This window comes from Teichococcus vastitatis, assembly GCF_003604215.1.
Taxonomy (GTDB): domain Bacteria; phylum Pseudomonadota; class Alphaproteobacteria; order Acetobacterales; family Acetobacteraceae; genus Pseudoroseomonas; species Pseudoroseomonas vastitatis.
Window position 1 is genome coordinate 1 of the sequence record NZ_QXGS01000016.1, and the last position, 20874, is coordinate 20874.

16 protein-coding genes are annotated in these 20874 nt (G+C 68.8%); 2 read left to right on the plus strand and 14 right to left on the minus strand.

Annotated elements, in window-relative coordinates:
• Window positions 1-71 precede the first annotated feature (71 nt).
• Both D2K64_RS26450 and D2K64_RS16040 read right to left on the minus strand, forming a co-directional pair.
• On the minus strand, window positions 72-1973 hold the full coding sequence (locus tag D2K64_RS26450) for an SdrD B-like domain-containing protein (protein ID WP_120009398.1): 1902 nt from the start codon (window positions 1971-1973) through the stop codon (window positions 72-74).
• Window positions 1974-2035: 62 nt separating this feature from the next.
• Window positions 2036-3085, minus strand: a complete 1050-nt coding sequence (locus D2K64_RS16040; RefSeq protein ID WP_120009399.1) for a DUF11 domain-containing protein — start codon at window positions 3083-3085, stop codon at window positions 2036-2038.
• Between the two features lie 570 nt (window positions 3086-3655).
• On the opposite strand from D2K64_RS16040, the gene D2K64_RS16045 reads away from it, so the two are divergent.
• Window positions 3656-4660 (plus strand): aldo/keto reductase, encoded by a 1005-nt coding sequence (locus D2K64_RS16045; protein ID WP_157985889.1) that lies wholly within the window; start codon window positions 3656-3658, stop codon window positions 4658-4660.
• Between the two features lie 307 nt (window positions 4661-4967).
• Window positions 4968-6962, plus strand: coding sequence for an alpha/beta fold hydrolase (locus tag D2K64_RS16050; protein ID WP_120009401.1), 1995 nt, complete (start codon window positions 4968-4970; stop codon window positions 6960-6962).
• Window positions 6963-7146: 184 nt separating this feature from the next.
• Here D2K64_RS16050 and D2K64_RS16055 read toward each other — a convergent pair whose 3' ends face one another.
• From D2K64_RS16055 to D2K64_RS16110, 12 genes are all read right to left on the minus strand, one after another.
• The gene (locus tag D2K64_RS16055) at window positions 7147-9186 is read right to left on the minus strand and encodes a family 1 glycosylhydrolase (RefSeq protein ID WP_120009402.1); all 2040 of its coding nucleotides are present in this window, start codon (window positions 9184-9186) and stop codon (window positions 7147-7149) included.
• An 8-nt stretch (window positions 9187-9194) separates the two neighbouring features.
• The gene (gene glf / locus D2K64_RS16060; RefSeq protein ID WP_120009403.1) at window positions 9195-10337 is read right to left on the minus strand and encodes a UDP-galactopyranose mutase; all 1143 of its coding nucleotides are present in this window, start codon (window positions 10335-10337) and stop codon (window positions 9195-9197) included.
• A complete protein-coding gene (locus D2K64_RS16065) occupies window positions 10330-11406 on the minus strand; it encodes a glycosyltransferase family protein (protein ID WP_202910699.1) in 1077 nt (358 codons plus the stop codon). The genes glf and D2K64_RS16065 overlap by 8 nt, the downstream gene beginning before the upstream one ends.
• An 818-nt stretch (window positions 11407-12224) precedes the next feature.
• Window positions 12225-12461 carry a DUF427 domain-containing protein gene (locus D2K64_RS25120; RefSeq protein WP_202910700.1) on the minus strand — a complete coding sequence of 79 codons (237 nt, stop codon included), beginning with the start codon at window positions 12459-12461 and terminating at the stop codon, window positions 12225-12227.
• A 166-nt stretch (window positions 12462-12627) separates the two neighbouring features.
• Window positions 12628-13524: a DMT family transporter gene (locus D2K64_RS16075; protein WP_238384232.1), complete on the minus strand. Its 897-nt coding sequence runs from the start codon at window positions 13522-13524 to the stop codon at window positions 12628-12630.
• A 152-nt stretch (window positions 13525-13676) separates the two neighbouring features.
• Window positions 13677-14666: a CobW family GTP-binding protein gene (locus D2K64_RS16080; RefSeq protein WP_120009404.1), complete on the minus strand. Its 990-nt coding sequence runs from the start codon at window positions 14664-14666 to the stop codon at window positions 13677-13679.
• Window positions 14666-16291, minus strand: a complete 1626-nt coding sequence (locus D2K64_RS16085; RefSeq protein ID WP_238384233.1) for an amidohydrolase family protein — start codon at window positions 16289-16291, stop codon at window positions 14666-14668. The genes D2K64_RS16080 and D2K64_RS16085 overlap by 1 nt, the downstream gene beginning before the upstream one ends.
• Before the next feature lie 19 nt (window positions 16292-16310).
• On the minus strand, window positions 16311-17138 hold the full coding sequence (locus D2K64_RS16090) for an ABC transporter permease (RefSeq protein WP_120009405.1): 828 nt from the start codon (window positions 17136-17138) through the stop codon (window positions 16311-16313).
• A gap of 3 nt (window positions 17139-17141) precedes the next feature.
• Window positions 17142-18173 carry an ABC transporter substrate-binding protein gene (locus D2K64_RS16095; RefSeq protein ID WP_202910701.1) on the minus strand — a complete coding sequence of 344 codons (1032 nt, stop codon included), beginning with the start codon at window positions 18171-18173 and terminating at the stop codon, window positions 17142-17144.
• Entirely contained in the window at window positions 18170-19243 is a 1074-nt protein-coding gene (locus D2K64_RS16100) for an ABC transporter ATP-binding protein (RefSeq protein WP_120009406.1), read from the minus strand. Before D2K64_RS16100 ends, D2K64_RS16095 begins: the two co-directional genes overlap by 4 nt.
• 28 nt (window positions 19244-19271) lie before the next feature.
• Window positions 19272-20081, minus strand: a complete 810-nt coding sequence (locus D2K64_RS16105) for an ABC transporter permease (RefSeq protein ID WP_202910702.1) — start codon at window positions 20079-20081, stop codon at window positions 19272-19274.
• A 61-nt stretch (window positions 20082-20142) separates the two neighbouring features.
• Window positions 20143-20865 (minus strand): haloacid dehalogenase type II, encoded by a 723-nt coding sequence (locus tag D2K64_RS16110; protein WP_120009408.1) that lies wholly within the window; start codon window positions 20863-20865, stop codon window positions 20143-20145.
• Window positions 20866-20874: the final 9 nt, after the last annotated feature.

Here is a 20874-nt window from a genome sequence, read left to right on the forward strand (position 1 = left end):
ACACCGCAGGTTTGCCCATCGCTGCCTCCTACCACCATTCCCATGATCTTGGGAATTTCGCGATCAGGACACTAGTAGGTGCCCGGGACCACGCCTGCGAAGCCATAGGTGCCGTCCGACGCGGTGACAGTGGTGGCCGAGATGGCGCCCGTCGCATCGAGCAGCCGCACCGTGATGCCGCCGAGGCCACTCTCGCCCGCGTCGCGCACGCCATTGCTGTCGGAATAAACCAGATTGCCCGTGCCGAACACCGAGGCGGGCACGTAGAAGCCGGCATCCACCGTGCGGTTGTTCTGGCCCGCTGTCAGCGAAACGGTGCCCGAGCGCCCCGTCACCGGGTTGGCATCGCTGTCGCGCGCGTCATCGGGGCCACGATCGGCCGCTGTGAAGGCGCGGCCGGCCGGGGCGGTGAATTGCGCCGCATAGCTTCCGGGGCAAGGCCGGTGAAGGCGTAATTGCCGGAAGCGTCGGTGGTGGTCGCCCGGCCGGTCGCGGCGCCTGTTCCGTCCAGCAGCTGCACGGCCACGCCCGCGATCGTGGCCTCGCCGGTGTCCTGGACGCCGTTGCCGTTGTTGTCCAGGAAGGCGCTGCCCCCCCAAGGTCCCGCTCACCACCGTCAGCGTGACATCGCCGTCAAGCAGGCTGGTGGTCGTGGTGCCCGTGGGAGTGGCCGCGGTCAGGATGCCCGAAGGGTTGATCTGGGTGCCGGCCGCCGTGCCAGCGGCCACGCGGGCGACCCCCTCGACCACCAGCTGATCCCCGGCATCGACCCTGTTGTCGCCCGGATTGGTGAGGGTGCCGAAGTTGAAATTGACTCGGCCGGCGGCGGCGTCGACCGTGCCGGCCGCTCCCACCGCCAGGGATGATCCCGTGGCGCCGAGCGACACCACGCGGGAGGAAACGTATTCGAGGCCCGCCGGCAGGGTTTCCGCCAGCCTCACCCGCTGGGCGCCTTCGCCCAGCGTTCCGATCAGGCGCAGCGTCACCAGCTCGCCCGGGCCGACATTGCTGCCGGAGGTGGCGTCGAGGGAGGTGGCCGAGAGCTGCGAATCCGCCCCGTTCGTGATCGCGACCAGCACCGGTGCCGGCGCGGCGGCGCCGCTGGCCGTGGTGCCGCCGGTGGGCGCCGTGGCGTAGCTCAGCTGCGCCGGGCCGGCGAGGCTCTGCCCGTTGCTGACGCCATCCGACAGCCGCGCCTGGTAGGTGATCGTCACCGGCGCGCTGCCAAGGACCAGGGCGTCGAGCGAGAAGGCGATGCCGCCCGCCGCCGTTTCCGACACCGTGCCGGCGGAGGCCCTGGCGCTGCCGCCGACCAGCGTCAGGCCGTCCGGCATGAGGTCCGAGACGGCCAGGTTGTAGGCTGCCGCCGTGGAACCCGCCGCCTGACTAAGCGTGACCGTGAAGGTCACGAGGTCGCCCGCATCACCCGAGGCGATGGAGGATACCTTGGTGATGGCCACCTCTGGCCGCACCACCTCCATCGCCTGCGTCGCCGTGGGCTGGGCCACGGCCGCGGTGCCGCCCGGCGCGAAGACCTGCGCCACGGCGTTGTTGGTGAGCGGGGTGCCGGCCGCCGCGCCGCTGACTCCGCGCGCGGTGACCGGCACGGTGACCTGGTCGCGCGCGTCGGTGAGATTGTTGACGACGTTGCCGAAGTCGAAGGTCAGCGTGCTGCCGGAGATGGCCGGCGCCGCGCCGGCGCGGAGCGAGAAGCCGGTGATGTTGGCGCCGATGCTTTCCACCTGCGCCGAGACCAGTTGCAGCCCGTTCGGCAGCGTGTCCGTCAGCACCAGCCGCTGCGAACCCTCGGCCAGCGTCGCGGTCAGCCGGTAGGTCACCGCCTCGCCCACCGAAAGGTCGGGCAGGGCGGCGTCGAAACGGTCGGTGCCGGACTCGGCGAGCGAGGTGGAGGCGATGCTCTGCACCAGACCGGCCGCGAAGTCGGAAGTGGTGACCGATGCAGTGCTGGTCACCGCCGTGCCCGCGCGTCCGCCCGTTCCGGCCTGGGAATCGTAGATCAGCGTGGCGGTGCTGCTCAGCGCCTGTCCGGGCGCGGCGGCGTTGCCGATCCGGCGCGGTAGGTCAGCGTCACGGGCCCGGCCGCCAGGCCATAGGTGGGCAGCGCGAGGTCCACGGTGCCGCCGCTCGCCGTCGCCGTGCCGGCCGAGCTGCTGAGGCTGCCGGCCACCAGCGTCATGCCAGCCGGCAGCGCGTCGGCCAGCACCAGATCGTAGGCGTTGGCGGAGGAGGCCTCCGCATGCCGGAGGGTGACGGTGTAGGTGGCCTCGCTGCCCGCATCGAGCCGTTGCCCGGCGGCCGCGCTGGCCACTTTCGACAGGGTGAGCAGCGGCTCCACCATGTCGAAGGACACGGTGGCGGGGGTGGCGGAATAGCTGGTGGAAGCTCCCGTCACCGCACTGGTGTTGTTGACGGTGACGGTGTTGGTCAGCACGTCACCAGGCTCGTTCGCCGCCACGTCCGTGGCCTGCACCTGCAGCCGCACCACGATCTGGTCGGCGGCCGTGACCGCCTTATCCGACACGTTGCGGATCCCGCCGAAATTCAGCGTGACCTGATCCTGCGTGCCGTTCGCCTCGCTGTCCGCCGTGGTGATGGTGGGCGCGAGGAGGTTGCGGCCGGAGAGCGACGACAGGTTGGCTCCGACCGAGACAACCTGCGCGGAGCCCGTCACGTAGTTCAGGCGCCCGCCTGACCCGGCGGCCACGGCGTCGGCCAGCCGGTCCACCACGGAAAAGGCGGTGTTGTCGCCCTCTGGCACGGTGATGACGAATCCCACCGTCGCCGTTTCGCCGGGCCGCAGGTCCAGGTTGTCGGCCACGTATTGCGCGCTGCCCGTGTCTGGCCCGGACGTCACGCGGGCCGCGGTCGCGGAGCCACTGGCGCGCACGCTGCCGGCCACAAGGGCGGCGTTGGGGGCGTAGGCCGCGAACGCCTCGTTGAAGTTCAGGTCAAAGGCCGTGGCGGAGCCGGTGCCGGCATTGTTCCTGACGGTGAAGTTGTAGGTGATGACGCCGGGCGTGTTGACGGCGCTGCTCACCTGGAAGTCGATGTCGGGATAAGCCACGGGGATTTTCCTGGATCTCGGGCGAGATCGGACGGGCAGGGACGCGGTGCCTCAGCGCGCCCGGCTTCTCACCGGCGCCGACGTTGTGCCGGAAGGAGGATGCGGTGGGCGGTCAGCGTCCCGGGGATGCGGGCCACGACGAGGCGGAGCAGCGATGGCGGCGCGCGGGGAGGTGTTCAGGACGAACACCCAGACCAGGATGCGCGGGTGCGTCATTCGGGGGTCGCCGAACCAGCACGCAGCCCGGCACGCAGCAAGGAAGCGGCATTTTGCCCATGATCACACCCACCCAATGTTCTTCGGGTTACTCAGAACAGGGTTTCACTTATGGTAGCATAACTTAATAGATATTAACGTTTCAGGAAATCGTGCGCGGACAAACCCTGGCTGGTGAATGGCGCTTTATGCTCCCCGAGGCTGTAAGCGGGACGGGCAGGACCAACTGGCCTGCCGGCGACCCCTATGCGCGCTCCGGCCGTTGCCCGGCTCCCCGGGGCCCTGGTGCATCCGGCCTGCCGGCCGCACAATGCCGCGCAACGACACCGCCCTTCAGGCCCAGCGGAGCAAACGATGCCTGTTACAACACGACCCTTCGGCCCGAACAGCCTTCCCGTATCCCTTCTCGGCTTCGGATGCGGCGGTGTCGGCGGCCTGATGGTGCGCGGCGCGACCACGGATCAGGAACGCGCCGTGGCCCGGGCGCTGGAGGTCGGCATCAACTACTTCGACACCGCGGTACAGTATGGCAATGGCGCGTCGGAGCAGAACCTCGGCAACGTCCTGCGCAAGCTCGGGGCACGGGACGCACTGGTCGGCACAAAGGTCCGCCTGCGCTCTGACGAGTTCGGCAACATCGCGGCCGCGATCACGGCGTCCCTCGACGGCAGCCTGAAGCGCCTGCAGCGGGAGCATGCCGATATCTTCTACCTGCACAACGAGGTCACGCTGGATGGCGGTGGCGAGAACCTGAGCGTGCGCCAGGTGCTGGAGGAGGTCGTGCCCGCCTTCCGGTCGTTGCAGGCCGCCGGCAAGCTGCGCCTGCCCGCCTTCACCGCGGTGGGCGAAACCGCCGCCCTGCACCAGGTCACCGAGGCCGGCTTCTTCGGCGGTGCCCAGGTGATCTATAACATGCTCAACCCTTCGGCCGGCGCTGTTCTGCCGGCCGGCTATCCGGCACAGGATTACGGGCAGCTGCTTCAGCGCATGCAGTCGGCCCGCATGGGTGCCGTCGGCATCCGCGTCCTGGCGGGCGGGGCCCTGAGCGGCTCCGCGCATCGCCATCCCGTCGCCAGCCCGGCCCCGGAGCCGATGGGCTCGGGGCAATCCTACGAGGCCGACCTGCGGCGGGCGTCGCGGCTGATGCCGCTGGTGACGGAGGGCTTCGCGGCGTCCCTGCCGGAGGCCGCGATCCGCTTCGCCATGGCCCATCCGGCGATGGGAACGATCCTGGTCGGCATGGCCAGCGTGGAAGAATTCGAGGGCGCCCTGGCGGCCGTACTGAAGGGTGCCTTGCCGACGGAGGCCCTGCACCGCTTCGCCGAATTGAGCGCCGGCTTCGCGGGCGAAGCCCGCTGAACGGGCCTGTCCTGCCCGGCTGAATCCGGTCCGCCAGCCGGTTCCGGGCGGGGCGCGCCGGGTCAGGCAGCCCCCGCGCACCGCGGCACCGATGCCCGTGGCAGGACCCGGGGGGCCTGAACAGAGGACGTGCCAAGCGAGCCACCGGGCTCCGTCTATGGCCGGGGGCAACCTCCCTCGCGGCTGGCAGGCCTGGCCTTGTTCTTCCGATCTCGAAACGGTGAATTGAAAAAGCCGCGGCATCTTTGTTCATCCTCGCTCATCGAGAGCGCGGGAACCTCCGCCGCTTGCCGCGGATCTGAAACACATGTCCCAGCTCGATGCGCTGGCCAGGCACAACGTGCGCTTCGCAGGCGCCGGAAGCGTCACGCTTGTTTTCGGCCACGGTTATGGCTGTGACCAATCGGTCTGGCGCTTCGTTTCTCCGGCTTTCGAGGCTGGCTTCCGGACCGCCGTTTTCGATTACGTGGGCGCCGGCGGCTCGCGATGCTCGTTCAATGCCGGGCGATATGGCGAGCTGGAGGGGTATGCCGAGGATCTCCTGGAGGTCTGCCGCGCCTGCGGACCCGGGCCGGTTGTGTTTATCGGCCACTCCGTCAGTGCCATGATCGGCGTTCTGGCGGCGAAGCGCGAGCCTGAGCGGTTCCTCCGGTTGATCCTGGTGGCGCCATCGGCCTGCTACCTCAATGACGCGCATTACGTCGGCGGCTTCACGGAGGACGACATCGACGCCCTACTCGACCTGCTCGACACGGATCGCCAGGGCTGGGCCGCCACCATGGCGGCAACCATCATGGGCCATCCCGAGCGCCCCGATTTGGCCCGGGAACTGGCCGCCAGCTTCTGCAGGATGGATCCGGCGGTGGCGCGGCATTTCGCCAGGGTGACGTTCACTTCGGACAACCGGGCCGACCTGCCGCAGATGCAGACCCGGACGCTGGTGCTTCAGTGCAGTCAAGACGCCATCGTCCCCGAGTCCGCTGGCGAGTATGTGCACCGCCATCTTCCTCGGAGCGAGTGGGTCAGGCTCGCGACGACCGGCCACTGCCCGCATCTCAGCGCGCCTGATGAGGTGGTCGTGGCCATCAGGGCCTTTCTGGCCGATCTGCACCCCGCCACCGCCGGGGCGGGAGCGGGAGCGGGGGCGGGGTCGGTGGTGCGGGGGCCGTTGCGGGTGTCGCAGGACAGCGCCGACGAAATCTACGAGCAGGCGCCCTGCGGCTACCTGTCGTTTCTCATCGATGGCGGCACGGTCGTGCGGATCAACGCGACCTTCGCGCAATGGATCGGCGGGCCGGCCTCCGGCGTCGTCGGCAGTTGGCGGTTCCAGGACCTTCTGACCACCGCAAGCCGCATCGTCTATGAAACCCGCATGGTTCCGCTGCTGAGGATCCAGGGAAGGACCGACGCGGCCGCGATGGAGATCACCCGTGCCGACGGGCGCGGCATGCCGCTTCTGGTGAGCGCGGCCGTGAAGGCGGATGCCTCCGGCCGCCCCAGCCTAGTCCGCGTCACGGCGCTCGATGCCACGGCATACCGGCGCCAGGCGGAAGAGCTGGTGCGGGCGAGGAACCGTGCAGAACGGGCGGAAGCCGCGGCACGCCAGGCGCAGGCGGCGGCCGAAGCTGCCGATGCCGGCAAGACACGCTTCCTGGCCGCCATGAACCATGAGTTCCGGACGCCGATCAGCATCATCAGCGGCTTCTCGGAACTGTTGCTGGAGCGGCCCGGCCGCGGTGTGACGGAGGATGCCCGGCAGAGCTACCTGGCGGACATTCGTGCGGCCGCGGACCATCTTCTGGAATTGCTGGAAGATGCGACGCGCTATTCGAAGCTGGACGCGGCCGTGCACGGGCAGGGCCGGCGCCGTTCCGGCCTGCATGCCCTACTGAAGGCAGGCTTGCGTCTTGCCGGACCGTCCCTGAAGAAGGCCGGCATGAACACCGTGGTCGCGGCCGAACCCGACCATGCCGCCCTGGTCAAGGATCCCGGCTCGGTGGCGGAGGCCATCGCCTGCGTCCTGCGCGAACTCGCCCGACGCGCCTCCTCCGGCTCCACCACGCAGATCAGGTCGAGGCATGAATCCGGCTATGCGTTCATCGACATGCATTGCGGAGCGCTGCAGAGCTCGCTCGGCCCGCCGCAGGACCCGCTCCAGGCGGCTGGGCTGCACAGCCGGGGCTTGCACGGCGCGGGCCTCGGCATGGCCGTCGCGGAACGGGTTCTGCGCCTGCAGGGCGGACGGTTGCAGAGCCGCGAATTCCCGGGAGGCGCCTGCCTTTCGATACGCCTGCCCGCCTGACGGATGACGTTCCACAAGCCTCCGGACAGGCGCCTCGTGGAGGCCGGCCGGCCCCTTTCCCTGCCGGTCGCCCGGCGTGCCGCGGCCGGATCCGCATGCCCTGAGCGACACCCATGACGCCCCCGGTCCGGATCCGTTCCATCCAGGACCCGCCAGCCCACAGGCCGGCAACTTTCTGTCCGGATCAGGCGGTCCTGCCGACCTCCGCTTCCGCCGCGACGAAGCGATCGAGCCATGGTCCCGCCGGAGGCATGACACGGCCCTGCCGGGAGCTGAGCTTCACCGCAGTGGTGATCTCCTCAGACTCGTCTTCCGGATGGGTCAGGTGCCAGATGCCGTTCCGGCCGTCGATCAGCAGGTCGAGCACCACCTGCGCCAGATCATGCACGTGGCTCAGCGCCGCCGGCGACAGGCAGGGCGGCGCCATGGCGGCCTCGGGCTCCACCGGGTAGCCCATGCGGATGATCAGAGGTTCCGGGTGGACGGCGAGGATCCTGTTCTCCGCCTCCGCCTTGTTGCGGCCGAAAGGCTGAACGGGAGCGGGCGGGTCCTGCTCCGTGTACGGCCTTCCGAGACGGCCATCGAAGACGTGGGCGGTGGAGAAACTGACGAGCGGAATGCCCATGTCGGCGCAGGCGCGGGCCAGCACGGCAGCGCCATCGACATCGTCGCGCCAGGACCCTTCCGGATCCTTCAGCACCTCCTCGGGCCGGCGGCCAGCGGCGTTGAGCACCGCCCAGGGATCACGCCCCGCCAGCGCCTGCCGCACGGCGGCGGGGTCGGCGATATCCAGTTCGTCGCGGCCGGGGGCCCAGGCCCGCAATCCCCGGAGCTCGCAAAAGCGGGCCAGGGCGCGGCCCAACCGCCCCGTGCCGCCGGTAATCAGCAGCATGCGGGCCTCGTGGGAGGATGGCGACGTGGTGGCCTGGGCCGGCGGCACGTAGTGCCGGCCCGGCCGCCGCCACCAGCCGGGCGTGTCGAGGACCGGGTGCTGGAAAGCCTCGCCGCGCGCCAGGGTGCGCACGGCGTCCGCCAGCACCGTGGGCTGCGGCGGATCGCTCCGGACGTCGAAGGCGCCGGGCTCGTAGAAATTGTCGTGCCGCAGCAGCAGCGAGCGCCAGTCCACGAGGCCGAGCAACGCCCAGACGGTGAAGCCGCGGACATCAACCCCCTCCTGCTTCAGCGCCGACACGCCTTGCCAGGATTCCACCAGCCAGCGAAGCTGCTCGTCGCGTGTGGCACCGTGGTGGATCTCGGTCACGGCCACGGGCAGATGGTAGCGCTCCCACATCTCGCGCAGCCGCGCGGCCGGTCCCAGCATGTTCGGCGGCATCTCGATCCGCACCGCCTCGACATCGGCGTAGCGCTGCAGATGATTGCCGCCATGGTGGGCGCTCGGGTAAAGGTCGAGCCGCTCGTCCAGGTACCGCTCGCTGGTCAGGTAATGGTTCATGCCCAGGATATCGGGCGGGCAGGCGTTCTCCTGGAAAAAGGCCAGATCGGCATCGGTGACGCCGTTCCCGAGCAGGAAACCGTGCAGCGGGTGGTGGCGGTCCACGCGGCCGCACAGCAGGTCAAAGGACAGCCAGCGCCGTTCATTCTCGAAATCCGCCTGGTAGCGGAGCCCCGGGGTGCTGAAGGTGCGCCCGAGGTCATCGGTCTGCACCAGCTTCGCCTCGGGCGTGACGCGGCGGATCGCCCGCATCGCCAGCACCACCGCGCGGCACTGATGGATCACCGCCCGCAGGCAGGACGGATAATCGTCCCGGTGCGGATACCAGTGGCCGTAGAGGGCGCTGAAGCGCGCCGTGGTCAGGGGCTCATTGACCGGCGTGAAATGGCGCAGCCACGGATAGCGCGCCGCAACGCTCTCGGCATAGACGGCGAGCTTTTCCGGAAAAAGCGGGTCCAGCAGGTCCGTGTAGTGCGGGCCGCTGCCGTGATGCACCAGCCCAGCGATGACATCGACGCCGAGATCCCGCAACTGCCGCAGGCGGGCATCGTGCCAGCCCCAGTCGCGTTCCTCCAGACTGCGGGGGGCCACGCTCTCCCACAGCACGGGGTAGCGCAGCGTCCGGATGCCAAGCGCCGCGATGCGGTCCAGATCCTCCGGACGATCGGCGTGGCCGGTTTCCTGAACCTGATCCCGCCACGTGTCGCCGATGCGAACAATGGTGGGCTCGATACCGCCCCAGATCTCGAGCGGCCGCGCAACATACTTCATGTCGCTGCTCAGTTCGCCGCGGCAAGGGCGGCCGGGCCGGCAGACTCCACCTCGCTCAAGGCCGTGTGGATGCGGCGGAACGTCGCCAGGGCCTGCCCGACCACCTGGTCCATGTTGTAGTATCGGTAGGTCGCCAGGCGACCCACGAACCAGACATCCTTTTCCTGTTCCGCCAGGGCCTCGTATTGCTTGTAGAGTGCGGCGTTCTCCGGCCGCGGCACCGGGTAGTAGGGCTCGCCCTCGGCCGCGGAGCGCTCATAGGTCAGGCTTGTTCTGGAATGCTCCTGGCCGGTCAGGTGCTTGTATTCCGTGATGCGCGTGTAGTCCTCCGTCTGGGGATAGTTCACCACCCCGACCGGCTGGTGCCATGGCTTGTCCAGGGTCACGTGCTCGAACTGCAGCGAGCGGTAGGGAAGCCGTCCGAAGCGGAAGCCGTAATACTCGTCCACCGGCCCGGTGAAGATCATCCGCCGAAAGGGGATGATGTTACGGATCTCCTCGAAGCGCGCGTTCAGCATCACTTTGATGCCCGGGTGATCCAGCATCTTCTCGAACATGCGGGTGTAGCCGCCGGCCGGCATGCACTGGAACTGGTCGGCGAAGTAGCGGTCATCCTCGTTGACGCGGGTCGGTACGCGCGCGGTGACCGATTTGTCGAGCTCCGACGGATCGACGCCCCATTGCTTGCGGGTATAGCCGCGGAAGAACTTCTCGTAGAGTTCCCGCCCGACGCGGCTGACCACCACATCCTCGGAGGTGCGGATCTCATCGACCGGCTCGGCCAGCGTCTGCAGGAAAGCCTCGGCCTCCTCGTCGGTCGACAGCGACAGTCCGTACAGCTTGTTGAGGGTCGTGCGGTTGATCGGGATCGGCAGCAACTGGCCGTCCACCTGGGCCAGCACGCGGTGCTCGTACGGGCGCCATTCCGTGAAGGCAGAAAGGTAATCGACGATGGCCTGCGAGTTGGTGTGGAAGATGTGCGGCCCGTACTGGTGCATCAGCACCCCGGCGGCATCGTAGCGGTCATAGGCGTTGCCGCCGATGTGGTTCCGCTTGTCGATCACCAGCACCCGCTCGCCGCGCTGCGTGGCGAGGCGTTCGGCCAGGACGCTGCCGGCGAAGCCGGCGCCGACGATGAGCCAGTCAAACATGGGCCGCGCCTTTCCGGTCAGTGGTGGGAGTGGTGGTGGCCAGGCTGGCGGGCGCGCCGGCGAGGAGGCGGGTTCGCATCAGCAGCGCCATGGCAGCCCAGCTCTGGTCCCAGGACATGTCGGCCAGGTGGCGGTCCACGGCCTTGCGCCACTCCTGCGGGGCGCGGTGCATCACCCTCTCCAGGGCCTGCACGAACTCCTCCCCGGTCCGGGCGATCTCCACCAGGCCGAGGGTGCCGTAGGGCTTCTGGACGTCCCGGATGGCGGTGGAGACGACCGGCACGCCGGCGGCGAGGAACTCCGGCGTCTTGGTGGGGCTGATGAAGCGCGTGGCCTCGTTCAGCGCGAAGGGCATGAACCCCGCGTTCCAGCCGGCCAGGTAGCCCGGCAGCTCGCCATAGGACTTGCTGCCGAGCCAGTGCAGGTTCGCCTTCCGCGGCAGGGTGGCCGGGTCGATCTTCACCACCGGGCCCAGCATCACGATCTGCCAGTCCGGACGCAGCTCGGCGATGCGGTCCACCAGCCCCGTGTCCATCCGTTCATCAACCACGCCGAAGAAACCGATGCGGGGACGGGGGAGGGCCTGCTGATCCGGCGGCTCCGGAAGGCCGACCTTTCTGGCCTGGCCGAAATGCGCCTTGTCGATGCTGCTGGGCAAGGCATGCACGCTGGGATGGCGCGCGCGCTTCGCTTCGTAGAGGCTCTGGCCACCGGTGAAGACGAGGTCGGCCAGATCGAACAGCTGCCGCTCCAGGTCGATCAGCTCAGGCGGCGCGCCGCGGAAGGCGGACAGCTCGTCCATGCAGTCATACACACAAAGATCGGGCTCGCGATGCGCCGAGAAGCGCAAGGCCATCGGCGTGTAGTACCAGAAGACGATGTCGCTGCCGGCATGATTGTCCAGGATCTCGTCGAGGAAGCCGCGCTGGATCTCGGCTGACTGCTTCTCGCTGCACCCGGGGGGCAGCAGGGGAACGCAGATGCGGACACCTTCCGGTTCCTCGTGGATGTCCAGCCTGGCTTCGAGATGTCCGCCATCCTGGATCGGCTCTTCCAGGAAATACACCAAGTAGTCGGTTGCAGCCCTGCCAATCAGATGCTGGGGTCGTTGGCGAACGAAATTCCACCTGAGATGCGAGAAGCAGATCAGAACTTTGGGACGCTGCGACCCTGGGAAGGCAGGTTTTACTGTCATCAACATATGGTTCCGTATGCTCGTGATTTGCGGAAGCATGAGGCCTGCGCAGAACCAGACGATTGACCACTCGGGGTACTTTGAAATCCGAGCAACGGAAGTAAGTTTCGGACATAGAAATTCCGCCGCCGCGGCGCGACAAGAATTCACAAGTTGGTCGAGATTAATTGATGAAGGTCAAAATCGAGACCTTGAGCTTGGCTGCATAATAATCCCAGGGCTTGGCAATGCCAATGGAATATGTCGAAACTTCAAATCAGGGTTGATTTATTGCCGAGAACTATAAGTATTTGGCTACCCGATCGCCGATCTTTGTCTCTGGGACAGACAGTAACCTGCCAATGTCTGTACTCAATGAGTCAATCCCAACGCACACTTTCTTGATCATCACAATTTTCATTCTGAACCGGCGTGGAAGGCTGAAAACCGTGGCAGGCAGCTTCCGCCAGGCCATGCCGGATCTCGGTCCACGCGCCGTGGCCGTGAACCCGGCGGCCCATCCGTCACCAGCCCAGGCTTTCCGGCCCGCCCTTGAAAGGACCCCGCGTATTCCGGGTGATCCAGCCGCCATAGAAATGGCCCGGCTGCGGGATGACGGGCTCGTCGCCCACGAAGCACTGCTCCATCGCCTGGGCATACACGGCCAGATGGTCGCGGATCGCCGCATACGCCGAAGGAGGATCGGGGTAGCTCTAGGCGGCGCGTTCGGCGACCCGATCGCCGGCGCGGATCGTCCAGTACGCCGCCACTCCCTTCCATTCGCACAGGCTGCGGCCGGCGGCGGGTTCCAGACGGCAGCCGGTGAAAGCATCCCGCGGCAGGTAGTAGGTCGGCGGGTGCGATGTCTCCAGCACCCGGAAGGCGGCCCCGGTGGCCGCGATCACGCGGCCCGCGAACACGATGCGAAGCTGTTGGGAGACCGGCTCCACGGCGGGTGGCCTCGGATAGTCCCAGACATTCTCCATGGTCCGGAGATGGGCCCGCACCTCCGGCCCGCAATGGCGCAGCGCCGTGGGCGGCGGGACGGTGCCGGATGGGAGACGCGGTCGTCATGCAGGGGCGGGATCGGGGAAAGCCCTGCCGCGCCCTGGTGGCTCAGTCCGGCCTTCCGCGCAATTGCTGCTCGCGCAGGAAGATGAAGAGGCCGGCGCCGATGATGATCGCGGCTCCGGCCAGGGTGAGGGGTCCGATCACCTCACCGAAGAACACATAGCCGAACAGCATGCCCCAGAGGATCAGCGTATACTGGTAGGGCACCACCACCGACGCCGGCGCGATCCGCAGCGCCTGGTTCACGCAAAGATTGCCGGCGAGCGAGCCGGCACCCAGCATCAGCATCAGCACCAGATCCAGCGCGCCCGGCGGCGTCCAGCCCTGCGCCAGCACCAGCGCGGCGCCGAACGCCAGCGCCGCCAGGAGCTGCACCGTCATCAGCACCGTTCCCGGCGTGCCCGCCAGCTTGCGGGTCGCGATCAGGAAGCAGGCATAGCTGAAGCTGCCCGTGAGGGCGCAGATCGCACCGAAGGACAGTGATCCCGGCGAGGGGTGCAGGGCCAGCACCACGCCGCAGAAGCCCACTGCCACGGCCGACCAGCGGCGCCAGCCGACGCGCTCGCCCAGCAGGAACGGCGAAAGAGCGGTGACGTAGATCGGACCGGCCATGTAGTAGGTCATCACCTCCGCCAGCGGCAATTCGGTCAGCGCCCAGAAGAACAGCGAGGTTTCCAGCGTCGAGAAGACCACCCGCAGCAGCTGCAATCGCGGGCGCGCGGGCCGCAGGAAAGCATGCGGGCCCGCCTGCCGGATGAACGGCGCCATCAGGCAGAGCCCGGCAATGCTGCGCACCAGCAGCAACTGCCCGACGGTGTAGGCCCCCACCAGCCATTTGCCGAGCGTGTCGTTGACGGCGAACAGCAGCACGCCCACCAGCATCATGGCGATGCCGCCGGTGGCGCCCGCCGGCACGACGCCCAGGCGCAGGAATGCGGACACGACGATGCTCCACCCTGTTCCGGCCCTTCTTGCCCGGATGGCGGGAGCCGCCCCCCAGCACTAGCCAGACGGCGCCGCGCTGCAAAGCCCATGATCATCCGGAGTCGCGCAGATCCGCGGCGCCCATGCGCGCCGGCGCCGCCGCCCGGCGTTCAGGCGGCGGGCACCGCCTGGCAGTTCAGCGCCACCGGGCGGTCGCTGGCGAACCACACGGGCGCTTCCGGCATGGCGGAGCCGAGCGCGGCGGCGTCGAGGTCGCGGGTGATCACCACCAGCCCCTCGGGCACCGCAAATGCCCCGGGCATCGGCACCGGCGGGCTGAACAGGGTGCCCACCGCCTGCACCAGCCAGGGTACCCCGGGGCCCGGTGGGCGGATGAAGCCCTTGACCCGCAGCAGCTTCTCGCCGCAGCTCGCCGCGAGATCCTCCAGGAAGTCGAGGCGGTCTTCCCACGACGCGCCGTCCCGGAACCGCACGCGCAGCACCGCGATGCGCGGGTGGGCCAGGATGGCGGGCGGCGGTTCCGGTTGTTCGGGCAGCGGCGGCGGGGCCGCTGCGAAGGCGGCGCGCGCCCGCGCCGCCCGGTCCGCTTCCACGACGCGGCCGGCCAGGGGATTGAAGCCCGCCGCCAGGGCCTCGGCCGGCCCAGCCTCGCAGAGGTCGAGCTTGGTGAGCACGATGGTGCCGGCCGCCGCCAGCTGCGCCGCCACTTCCTCGAAATGCCGCGCGCGCTCGGCGGCCTGGGAGGCATCGCAGGTCGCCACCACCCGGATCGCCAGCCCGAGCGGCGCCAGCGGCATCAGGGAGCGCAGGATCGGGCCGGGCCGCGACAGGCCGGAGCATTCCAGCACGATGCGGCGGAAGGGGGGGCGGCCGCTGCGCTCGCGCTCCTCCACCAGGGCGCGGATGGTGAACACCAGGTCGCTGGTCAGCGAGCAGCAGACGCAGCCATTGGCCAGCATGGCCATCGGCACGCCGCCGGCATCGGCCAGGATGGCGCCATCGACGTCGATGGCGCCGGCCTCGTTGACGATGACGGCGGTGTCGGCGGCCTCCGGCAAGGCCAGCCAGTCCACCAGCAGGGAGGTCTTGCCGCTGCCCAGGAAGCCGGCCAGCAGGATGAATTCGGTGGGCGCCGCCATCAGGCTGCCGCCTCCGCATTCTTCTGTGCCGCCACCATGGAGCGGATGTCGGTCAGCAGCCCGGCCACGTCGAACACCAGCCCGGCGCGGATGGTGTGGCGCAGCGCCTGGCGCCACTCGGCCTGGCCGGTGTCGTCATTGAGGCGCAGCGCGCCGGTGCCGTAGAGCAGCTTCCAGTCTTCCAGCGGGTTCTCGTCCAGCACCAGCAGGTCGGCCAGCTTGCCGACCTCGATGCTGCCGGTCTCGCCGTCGAGGCCCAGCAGCTCCGCGCCCTGGATGGTGGCGGAGCGCAGCACCTCCAGCGCATTGAAGCCGGCTTCCTGAAGCAATTCCAGTTCGCGCACGTAGCCGAAGCCGAAGGTCTGAAAGATGAAGCCGGAATCGCTGCCGGTGCAGACCCGCCCGCCGCGGTTCTTGTAGTCGTTGAGGAACTGCATCCAGCGGCGGTAATGGCCCTTCCACTCGATCTCGTTGGTGACCGACCAGCGGTACCAGTAGGCGCCGTGGCCGCCGCGCGCCGGCTGGAAGTAGCGCCACATGCTGGGCCAGGTGTAGGCGTCGTGCCAGTCGGTGCGGCGAAAGCGCATCAGGTCGCGGTTGGCGTCGTAGATCGTCATGGTCGGCACGAAGGTGAAGTCGATCTCCAGGAATCGCTCCAGCACCTCCTGCCATTTCGCGCTGCCCGGCTCGGCCGCCTGCAGAAAGGTCTGGCCGGCGGCGGAGAAGCGGAAATACTCGTCATTGTAGTTGTAGCCGGCCGGGTAGGACTGCACGACGCGCTCGTCATAGAGCGCTTCCGGCAGGCCGTAATAATGCTCGGCGCTGGTCAGGCCCCATTGCGCGGTGGTCAGCGCGTTCATGCGCGTCACCGCCTGCTGCGCATGGTGGCAGCCGGAGCGCAGGCCGAGCCGGCCGCATTCCTCCAGCGCGGCGCGCATGATGGCCGGCGGGGCGCCGAAGAACTTCACGCCATCGGCGCCGGCATCCTTGGCCTGGCGCAGCCAGTTCCGCGCCTGGTCCGGCGTGTGGATGGTCTTCAGCATATCGTTGACGGCAGGAAAATAAGGATGCGCGCGGATGCGCGGCGCCGCGATGCGATTGGCCGCCGAGGCGTCCCGCTGTTCCGCCACCCAATCAAGGCCGCTGAAGCAGCCCATCTCGCGCACGGTGGTGACGCCATGCGCCAGCCACAGCTTGTACACATAGTCGGCCGGCGCCACCGCGCCGTGCAGCGCGTGATAGGGCACGCCGATATGGGTGTGGCAGTCGATCAGGCCGGGCGTGACGAACTTGCCGTGGCAATCGATCTCGTGGTCGCCACCCGGTGGGCGGCGGGACGGGTTGATCGGCTTGTGCGGCGTGCCGACCGGGGTGATGGCGGTGATGCGGTCGCCCTCGACCACGATGTCGGCCGGGCCCCAGGGCGGGGCGCCGGTGCCGTCGATCACGGTGGCGCCGCGCAGCACCAGCCGCCTGAACGGACCGTCGCCGCGGTCACGGCCGGTGGCGGCCGGCACCGGCGGCATGCCGAGCTTGGCGTTCTTGGCGGTGATCTCGTTGCCGACGGCGGGGTCCGCCGTGATGTCCATTGCGGGCGGCGCCGGCGCCTCGTGCTGGTCGGTCATGATGTTTCCCCGTTTCGTGTCAGCAGCGGTAGCGGCGGCCGAGCGCGGCACTGCCCGCCACGGTCAGCACCAGCGTGATGCCGAGCAGGATGAAGGCGAGCGCCGCGCCGAACGGCCAATTGTTGCCGCGCACGAACTGGTCATACACGGCGGGCGCCATCATCTTGAATTGCGGACCGCCGAGCAGCACCGCGCTGGCATAGGTGTTCATGCACAGCACGAACACCAGCACACTGCCCGCCGCCACGCCCGGCAGCGCCTGCGGCAGCACCACGCGGCGGAACACCGTCATCGGCCGCGCACCCAGATTGGCCGCCGCTTCCTCGGTCTGGCGCGGAATGCCCTCGATCACCGCCGACAGCGTCAGCACCATGTAGGGCAGCACCACGGCGACGATGCCGGCCACCACCGCGCCAGTGTTGTAGAGCAGCGGCAGCGGCGCGGCGATCAGCCCGAGGCCGAGCAGCGTGGCGTTGATGGCGCCGCCATTGCCGAGCAGCGCCAGCCATCCCGCAGCCCGCACCACATTGCCCACCAGCAGCGGAAACAACACGGTGATGGTAGCCAGGCTCTTCCACCGGCCCTGCATGCGGGCCAGCCAGTAGGCGGTGGGAAAGCCGAGGCCGAGCGCTAGAAGCGTGCTGCCGGTGGCCACCGCAAGCGTGGTGAGCAGCACCTGCCGGTAATACGGGTCCTGCACCGCGCGCAGGTAGTTCGCCGCGCTCGTCGCCTCCACCATCATCTGGGTCGGGCTGAACTCGTTCAGCGAGATGCGGAACAGCAGCAGCATCGGCGCCACCAGCAGCAGCAGCACCAGCAGGCTGGCGGGAAGAACGAGCGCGGCCACCGGTCAGCCCTTGAACTGCTTGTTCCAGAAATCGAGGATATCGGTATGGGCGCGCAGCAGGTAGTCGTAGTCAGGCGACCGCAGCCGCGCCTGCTCGGCCTCGCTGAGGCTGATCTGCCGGGCGATTTCCGGCGGCAGGGAAGCGTCGGTGACGGTCGGCAGGTAGCCCATGCGATCGGCGAAGGCGGTCTGCGCTTCCGGCTTCAGCATCGCGTCCAGATAGGCGTAGCCATTGTCCTTGTTGCGGCTGTTGCGCGGGATCGCCGCCTCGAACACGATGGCATAGGCGCCTTCGCTCGGCACCACGTGGCGCAACGGAATGCCGGCCTTCTGCCACATGTAGCCGCGCGCCAGCCACATCGGGGTGATCCACACCTCCTCGCCCTTCAGCGCGGCGGCCAGCGCCTCGTTGGACGGGTACACCTTGGCGTCGAGCGAGCGCAGCTCCATCAGCTTCGCCTCGGCCGGCTTGTAGTCGCCGAAGCCGCCACCACCCGCCATCGCCGCGGCGAAGGTGTTGGTGGAGTACAGGATATCGGAGAAGCCGACCCGGCCGCGGTATTTCGGGTCCCACATGTCGGCGAAGGAGGTCGGCGGCACCGGCACCTTGTCCGGGTTGTACAGCAGCACCAGCGCCGAATAGATGTGCGGCACGGCATAGGGCTTGCGCAGCCCCGGCACGATGCTGCCGGCCCGGCTGAGCCGCCCCATGTCGAGGGTTTCCAGCGTGTTCTGCTGCGCCATCATGTGCATGTCGGTGTCGGACAGGCAGGACACGTCGAAGGTGCCGCGCCGCGCCTGCCGCTCCGCCAGCATCTTGGTCTTGCGCGGATCGGCGTTGGCGACGTCCTGCAGCACCTCGATGCCCTGCGGCGCCATCAGCGGGGCATCGATGTTCTGCCGCAGCAATTCGCCGTAGTCGCCGCCCCAGGTTCCTACCACCACCTGCTTCGCCTGGGCGCGGGCGATGCCGGGCAGTCCGGCCGCAGCCGCGAAGGCGGCGCCGGCCAGGGTCGCGCGTCGGGAGATGATCATGCGTCAGGCTCCTTGTCGGGTTGTGCCGCCGGCAGCAGCCGGGCGGCGGCAGCGTCCCATGAAATCGAAACGGCGTCGCCAGGGGAAAGCCGCCGCATCGGGTCGGCCGCCCCCGGCGTCGGTTGCACGGCCAGCAGCCGCGTGCCGGCCAGATCCAGATGGTATTCGGTCTGCGGCCCAAGATAGGTCACCGCCACGAGCCGTCCGGGCCCATCTGCCGCGGGTGCCACCCGGACATGCTCGGGCCGCAGCGCCAGCACGGCGTCGCCGCCCGCGCCCTCCGGCGCGCCGCAGGGCAGCAGGGCGCCGGAGGCCGTGCGGAAGCGGCCCGGCGTTTCCAGCCGCCCGTCCAGCAGGTTGCAGCGGCCGACAAAGCCGGCCACGAAGGGATCGGCCGGGCGTTCATACAGGTCCTCGGCGCTGCCGACCTGGCGCACGCGGCCGCGCTCCATCACCACCAGCCGGTCGGCCATGGTCAGCGCCTCCTCCTGGTCATGGGTGACGATCAGGGTGGTCAGGCCGAGGCGCTGCTGCAGTGCGCGGATCTCCATGCGCACCTCGCCGCGCAGCTTGGCGTCGAGATTGGACAACGGCTCGTCCAGCAGAAACACCGCCGGGTTCACCACCAGGGCGCGGGCCAGCGCCACGCGCTGCTGCTGCCCGCCGGAGAGCTGGCGCGGCAGGCGGTCCTCCAGTCCTTCGAGGCGGACCAGCCGCAGAACCTCCCGCACCCGCTGCTCGCGCTCGGCGCGCCCGATCCGGCGCATCTCCAGCCCGAAGGCGACGTTGGCGCCGACGCTCATGTGCGGAAACAGCGCGTAGGACTGGAACACCATGCCGGTGTCGCGCGCATGCGGCGGCGCACGGGTGACGTCGCCACCGCCGATCAGCACGCGCCCGGCCGTGGGCTCCACGAAGCCGGCCACCATGCGCAGGGTGGTGGTCTTGCCGCAGCCCGAGGGCCCGAGCAGCGCCACCATCTCGCCCTGCCGCACATCGAGGTCGACGCGCTCCACCGCCACGGAGCTGCCGTAGCGCTTGCCCAGGGCGTCGAGCACGAGGCTGCCCATCAAGGTTCTCCTTTGCGGCGGCGCGGGATCATACGGTCCTCGCGATGGACACGAAGCGGTCGGTGACCAGCAGCAGCACCGCCACCAGCAGGATCTGCACCGTGGCCACGGCGGCCAGCGTCGGATCGACGCGGAATTCCAGGTAGTTCAGCATCGCCACCGGCAGGGTGGTGCGCCCGGGCCCGACCAGTAGCAGGCTGAGTTCCAGATTCTCGAAGCTCTGGATAAAGGAGAACAGGCAGGCGGCGATGATGCCGGGCCGCATCGCCGGCAGGGTGACGCGGCGGAACACGGTGAAGGGGCGCGCGCCGAGATTGGCGGCGGCTTCCTCGGCCGCGCGGTCCATGCCCTGCAGGCTGGCGGTGACCAGCCGCACCGTCCAGGGAATGGTCAGCAGCACATGCGCCGCCACCAGCCCTTGCAGCGTCGAGGTGATGTCGCGGTCCAGCCAGAACTCCGCGCGCAGGTAGAACATGTACAGCGCCGTGCCGGCCACCACCCCCGGCACCGCCAGCGGCCCCAGCAGCAGCGTGCTGATCGCGGCGCCGCCGCGCATCCCGCTGCGCACCAGCGCCAGGGCCGCCGCGGTGCCGAGCGGCACGCCGATCAGCGTGGCCAGGCTCGCGACCTGCAGGCTGGAGATGAAGCCGCGGGCGAATTCCTGCCGGTCCCATGCGTTGAGGTACCAGCGCAGGGTGAAGCCCGACGGCGGAAACGACACGATCTCCTGCCGGAACACGCTGATCACCATCACCGTGACCACGGGCGCCAGCATCAGGGTGAAGGCTGTGGCGACAAGGCCGCCGAACACCAGGCGGCTCGGAGAGGGCAGGGCCACGCGGCGGCCTCCTTGCAGGGTGATGCGCGTCGGCCGACCTGGCCGGACGCGCGGGCGCAGCTCAGCCGCCGGGTTGCTCCGCATGGGCCTTGGCCATCTCGCCCATGCTGGTGAAGCGGAAATCGTAGCGCGGCTGGCCGCCGGGATCCATGGTGGCGCCGAAGCCCTGATCGGCGTGGCGGCGATAGATCCAGCAGGAGGCGAGGCCCATCTCGTTGGCCGGCTTGTGGTCGTGGAACAGGCTCTCGGCGGTGTGCAGGATGTCGGCCTTGCCGATGCCCATGCCGCCGAGCCGGTCGAGCATGTAGTGGAAATTCGTCAGGCTCGGCTTGTAGGAGCCGGCATCTTCGGCGGTGATCACGGCATCGAAATCGACGCCGAGCCGGGCGTTGCTGAAGGCGAAGCTTTCATTGTCGACATTGGACAGGATCACGAGCCTGTAGAAGCGCTTCAGATAGCGCAGCGCCTCCACCGTATCCGGAAAGGCCGGCCAGGCGCGCACCGAGCGGCCATAGGCGACGCATTCCTCGTGGCTCACCGGCACGCCCCATTCCTCGGCCAGCCGCTTGTACACCACGGCCAGCAGGTCGCGGTACGGCTTGCCCGGCGTTTGCGCCTGCTGGCCGGATTCATGACGCGCATGCGCCTGCAGGATCTCGTTGCGCGACAAGGGCCGGCCGACGCGGGAGGTGAGGGGGTGCAGCCCCGCCACCATGCCGCTTTCCCAGTCGATCAGCGTGCCGTAGCAATCGAAGGTGAGCACCTTGAAGTCGCTCAGTCGCATGCGGAGGGT

Bases quoted from the DNA above. Each gene is read 5' to 3' on its own strand.
- D2K64_RS16050 (WP_120009401.1), top strand. From the start codon at position 4,968: ATGTCCCAGCTCGATGCGCTGGCCAGGCACAACGTGCGCTTCGCAGGC.
- D2K64_RS16080 (WP_120009404.1), bottom strand. From the start codon at position 14,666: ATGGCGGCGCCCACCGAATTCATCCTGCTGGCCGGCTTCCTGGGCAGC.
- D2K64_RS16045 (WP_157985889.1), top strand. From the start codon at position 3,656: ATGCCTGTTACAACACGACCCTTCGGCCCGAACAGCCTTCCCGTATCC.
- D2K64_RS16095 (WP_202910701.1), bottom strand. From the start codon at position 18,173: ATGATCATCTCCCGACGCGCGACCCTGGCCGGCGCCGCCTTCGCGGCT.
- D2K64_RS16085 (WP_238384233.1), bottom strand. From the start codon at position 16,291: ATGACCGACCAGCACGAGGCGCCGGCGCCGCCCGCAATGGACATCACG.
- glf (WP_120009403.1), bottom strand. From the start codon at position 10,337: ATGTTTGACTGGCTCATCGTCGGCGCCGGCTTCGCCGGCAGCGTCCTG.
- D2K64_RS16110 (WP_120009408.1), bottom strand. From the start codon at position 20,865: ATGCGACTGAGCGACTTCAAGGTGCTCACCTTCGATTGCTACGGCACG.
- D2K64_RS16100 (WP_120009406.1), bottom strand. From the start codon at position 19,243: ATGGGCAGCCTCGTGCTCGACGCCCTGGGCAAGCGCTACGGCAGCTCC.
- D2K64_RS16055 (WP_120009402.1), bottom strand. From the start codon at position 9,186: ATGAAGTATGTTGCGCGGCCGCTCGAGATCTGGGGCGGTATCGAGCCC.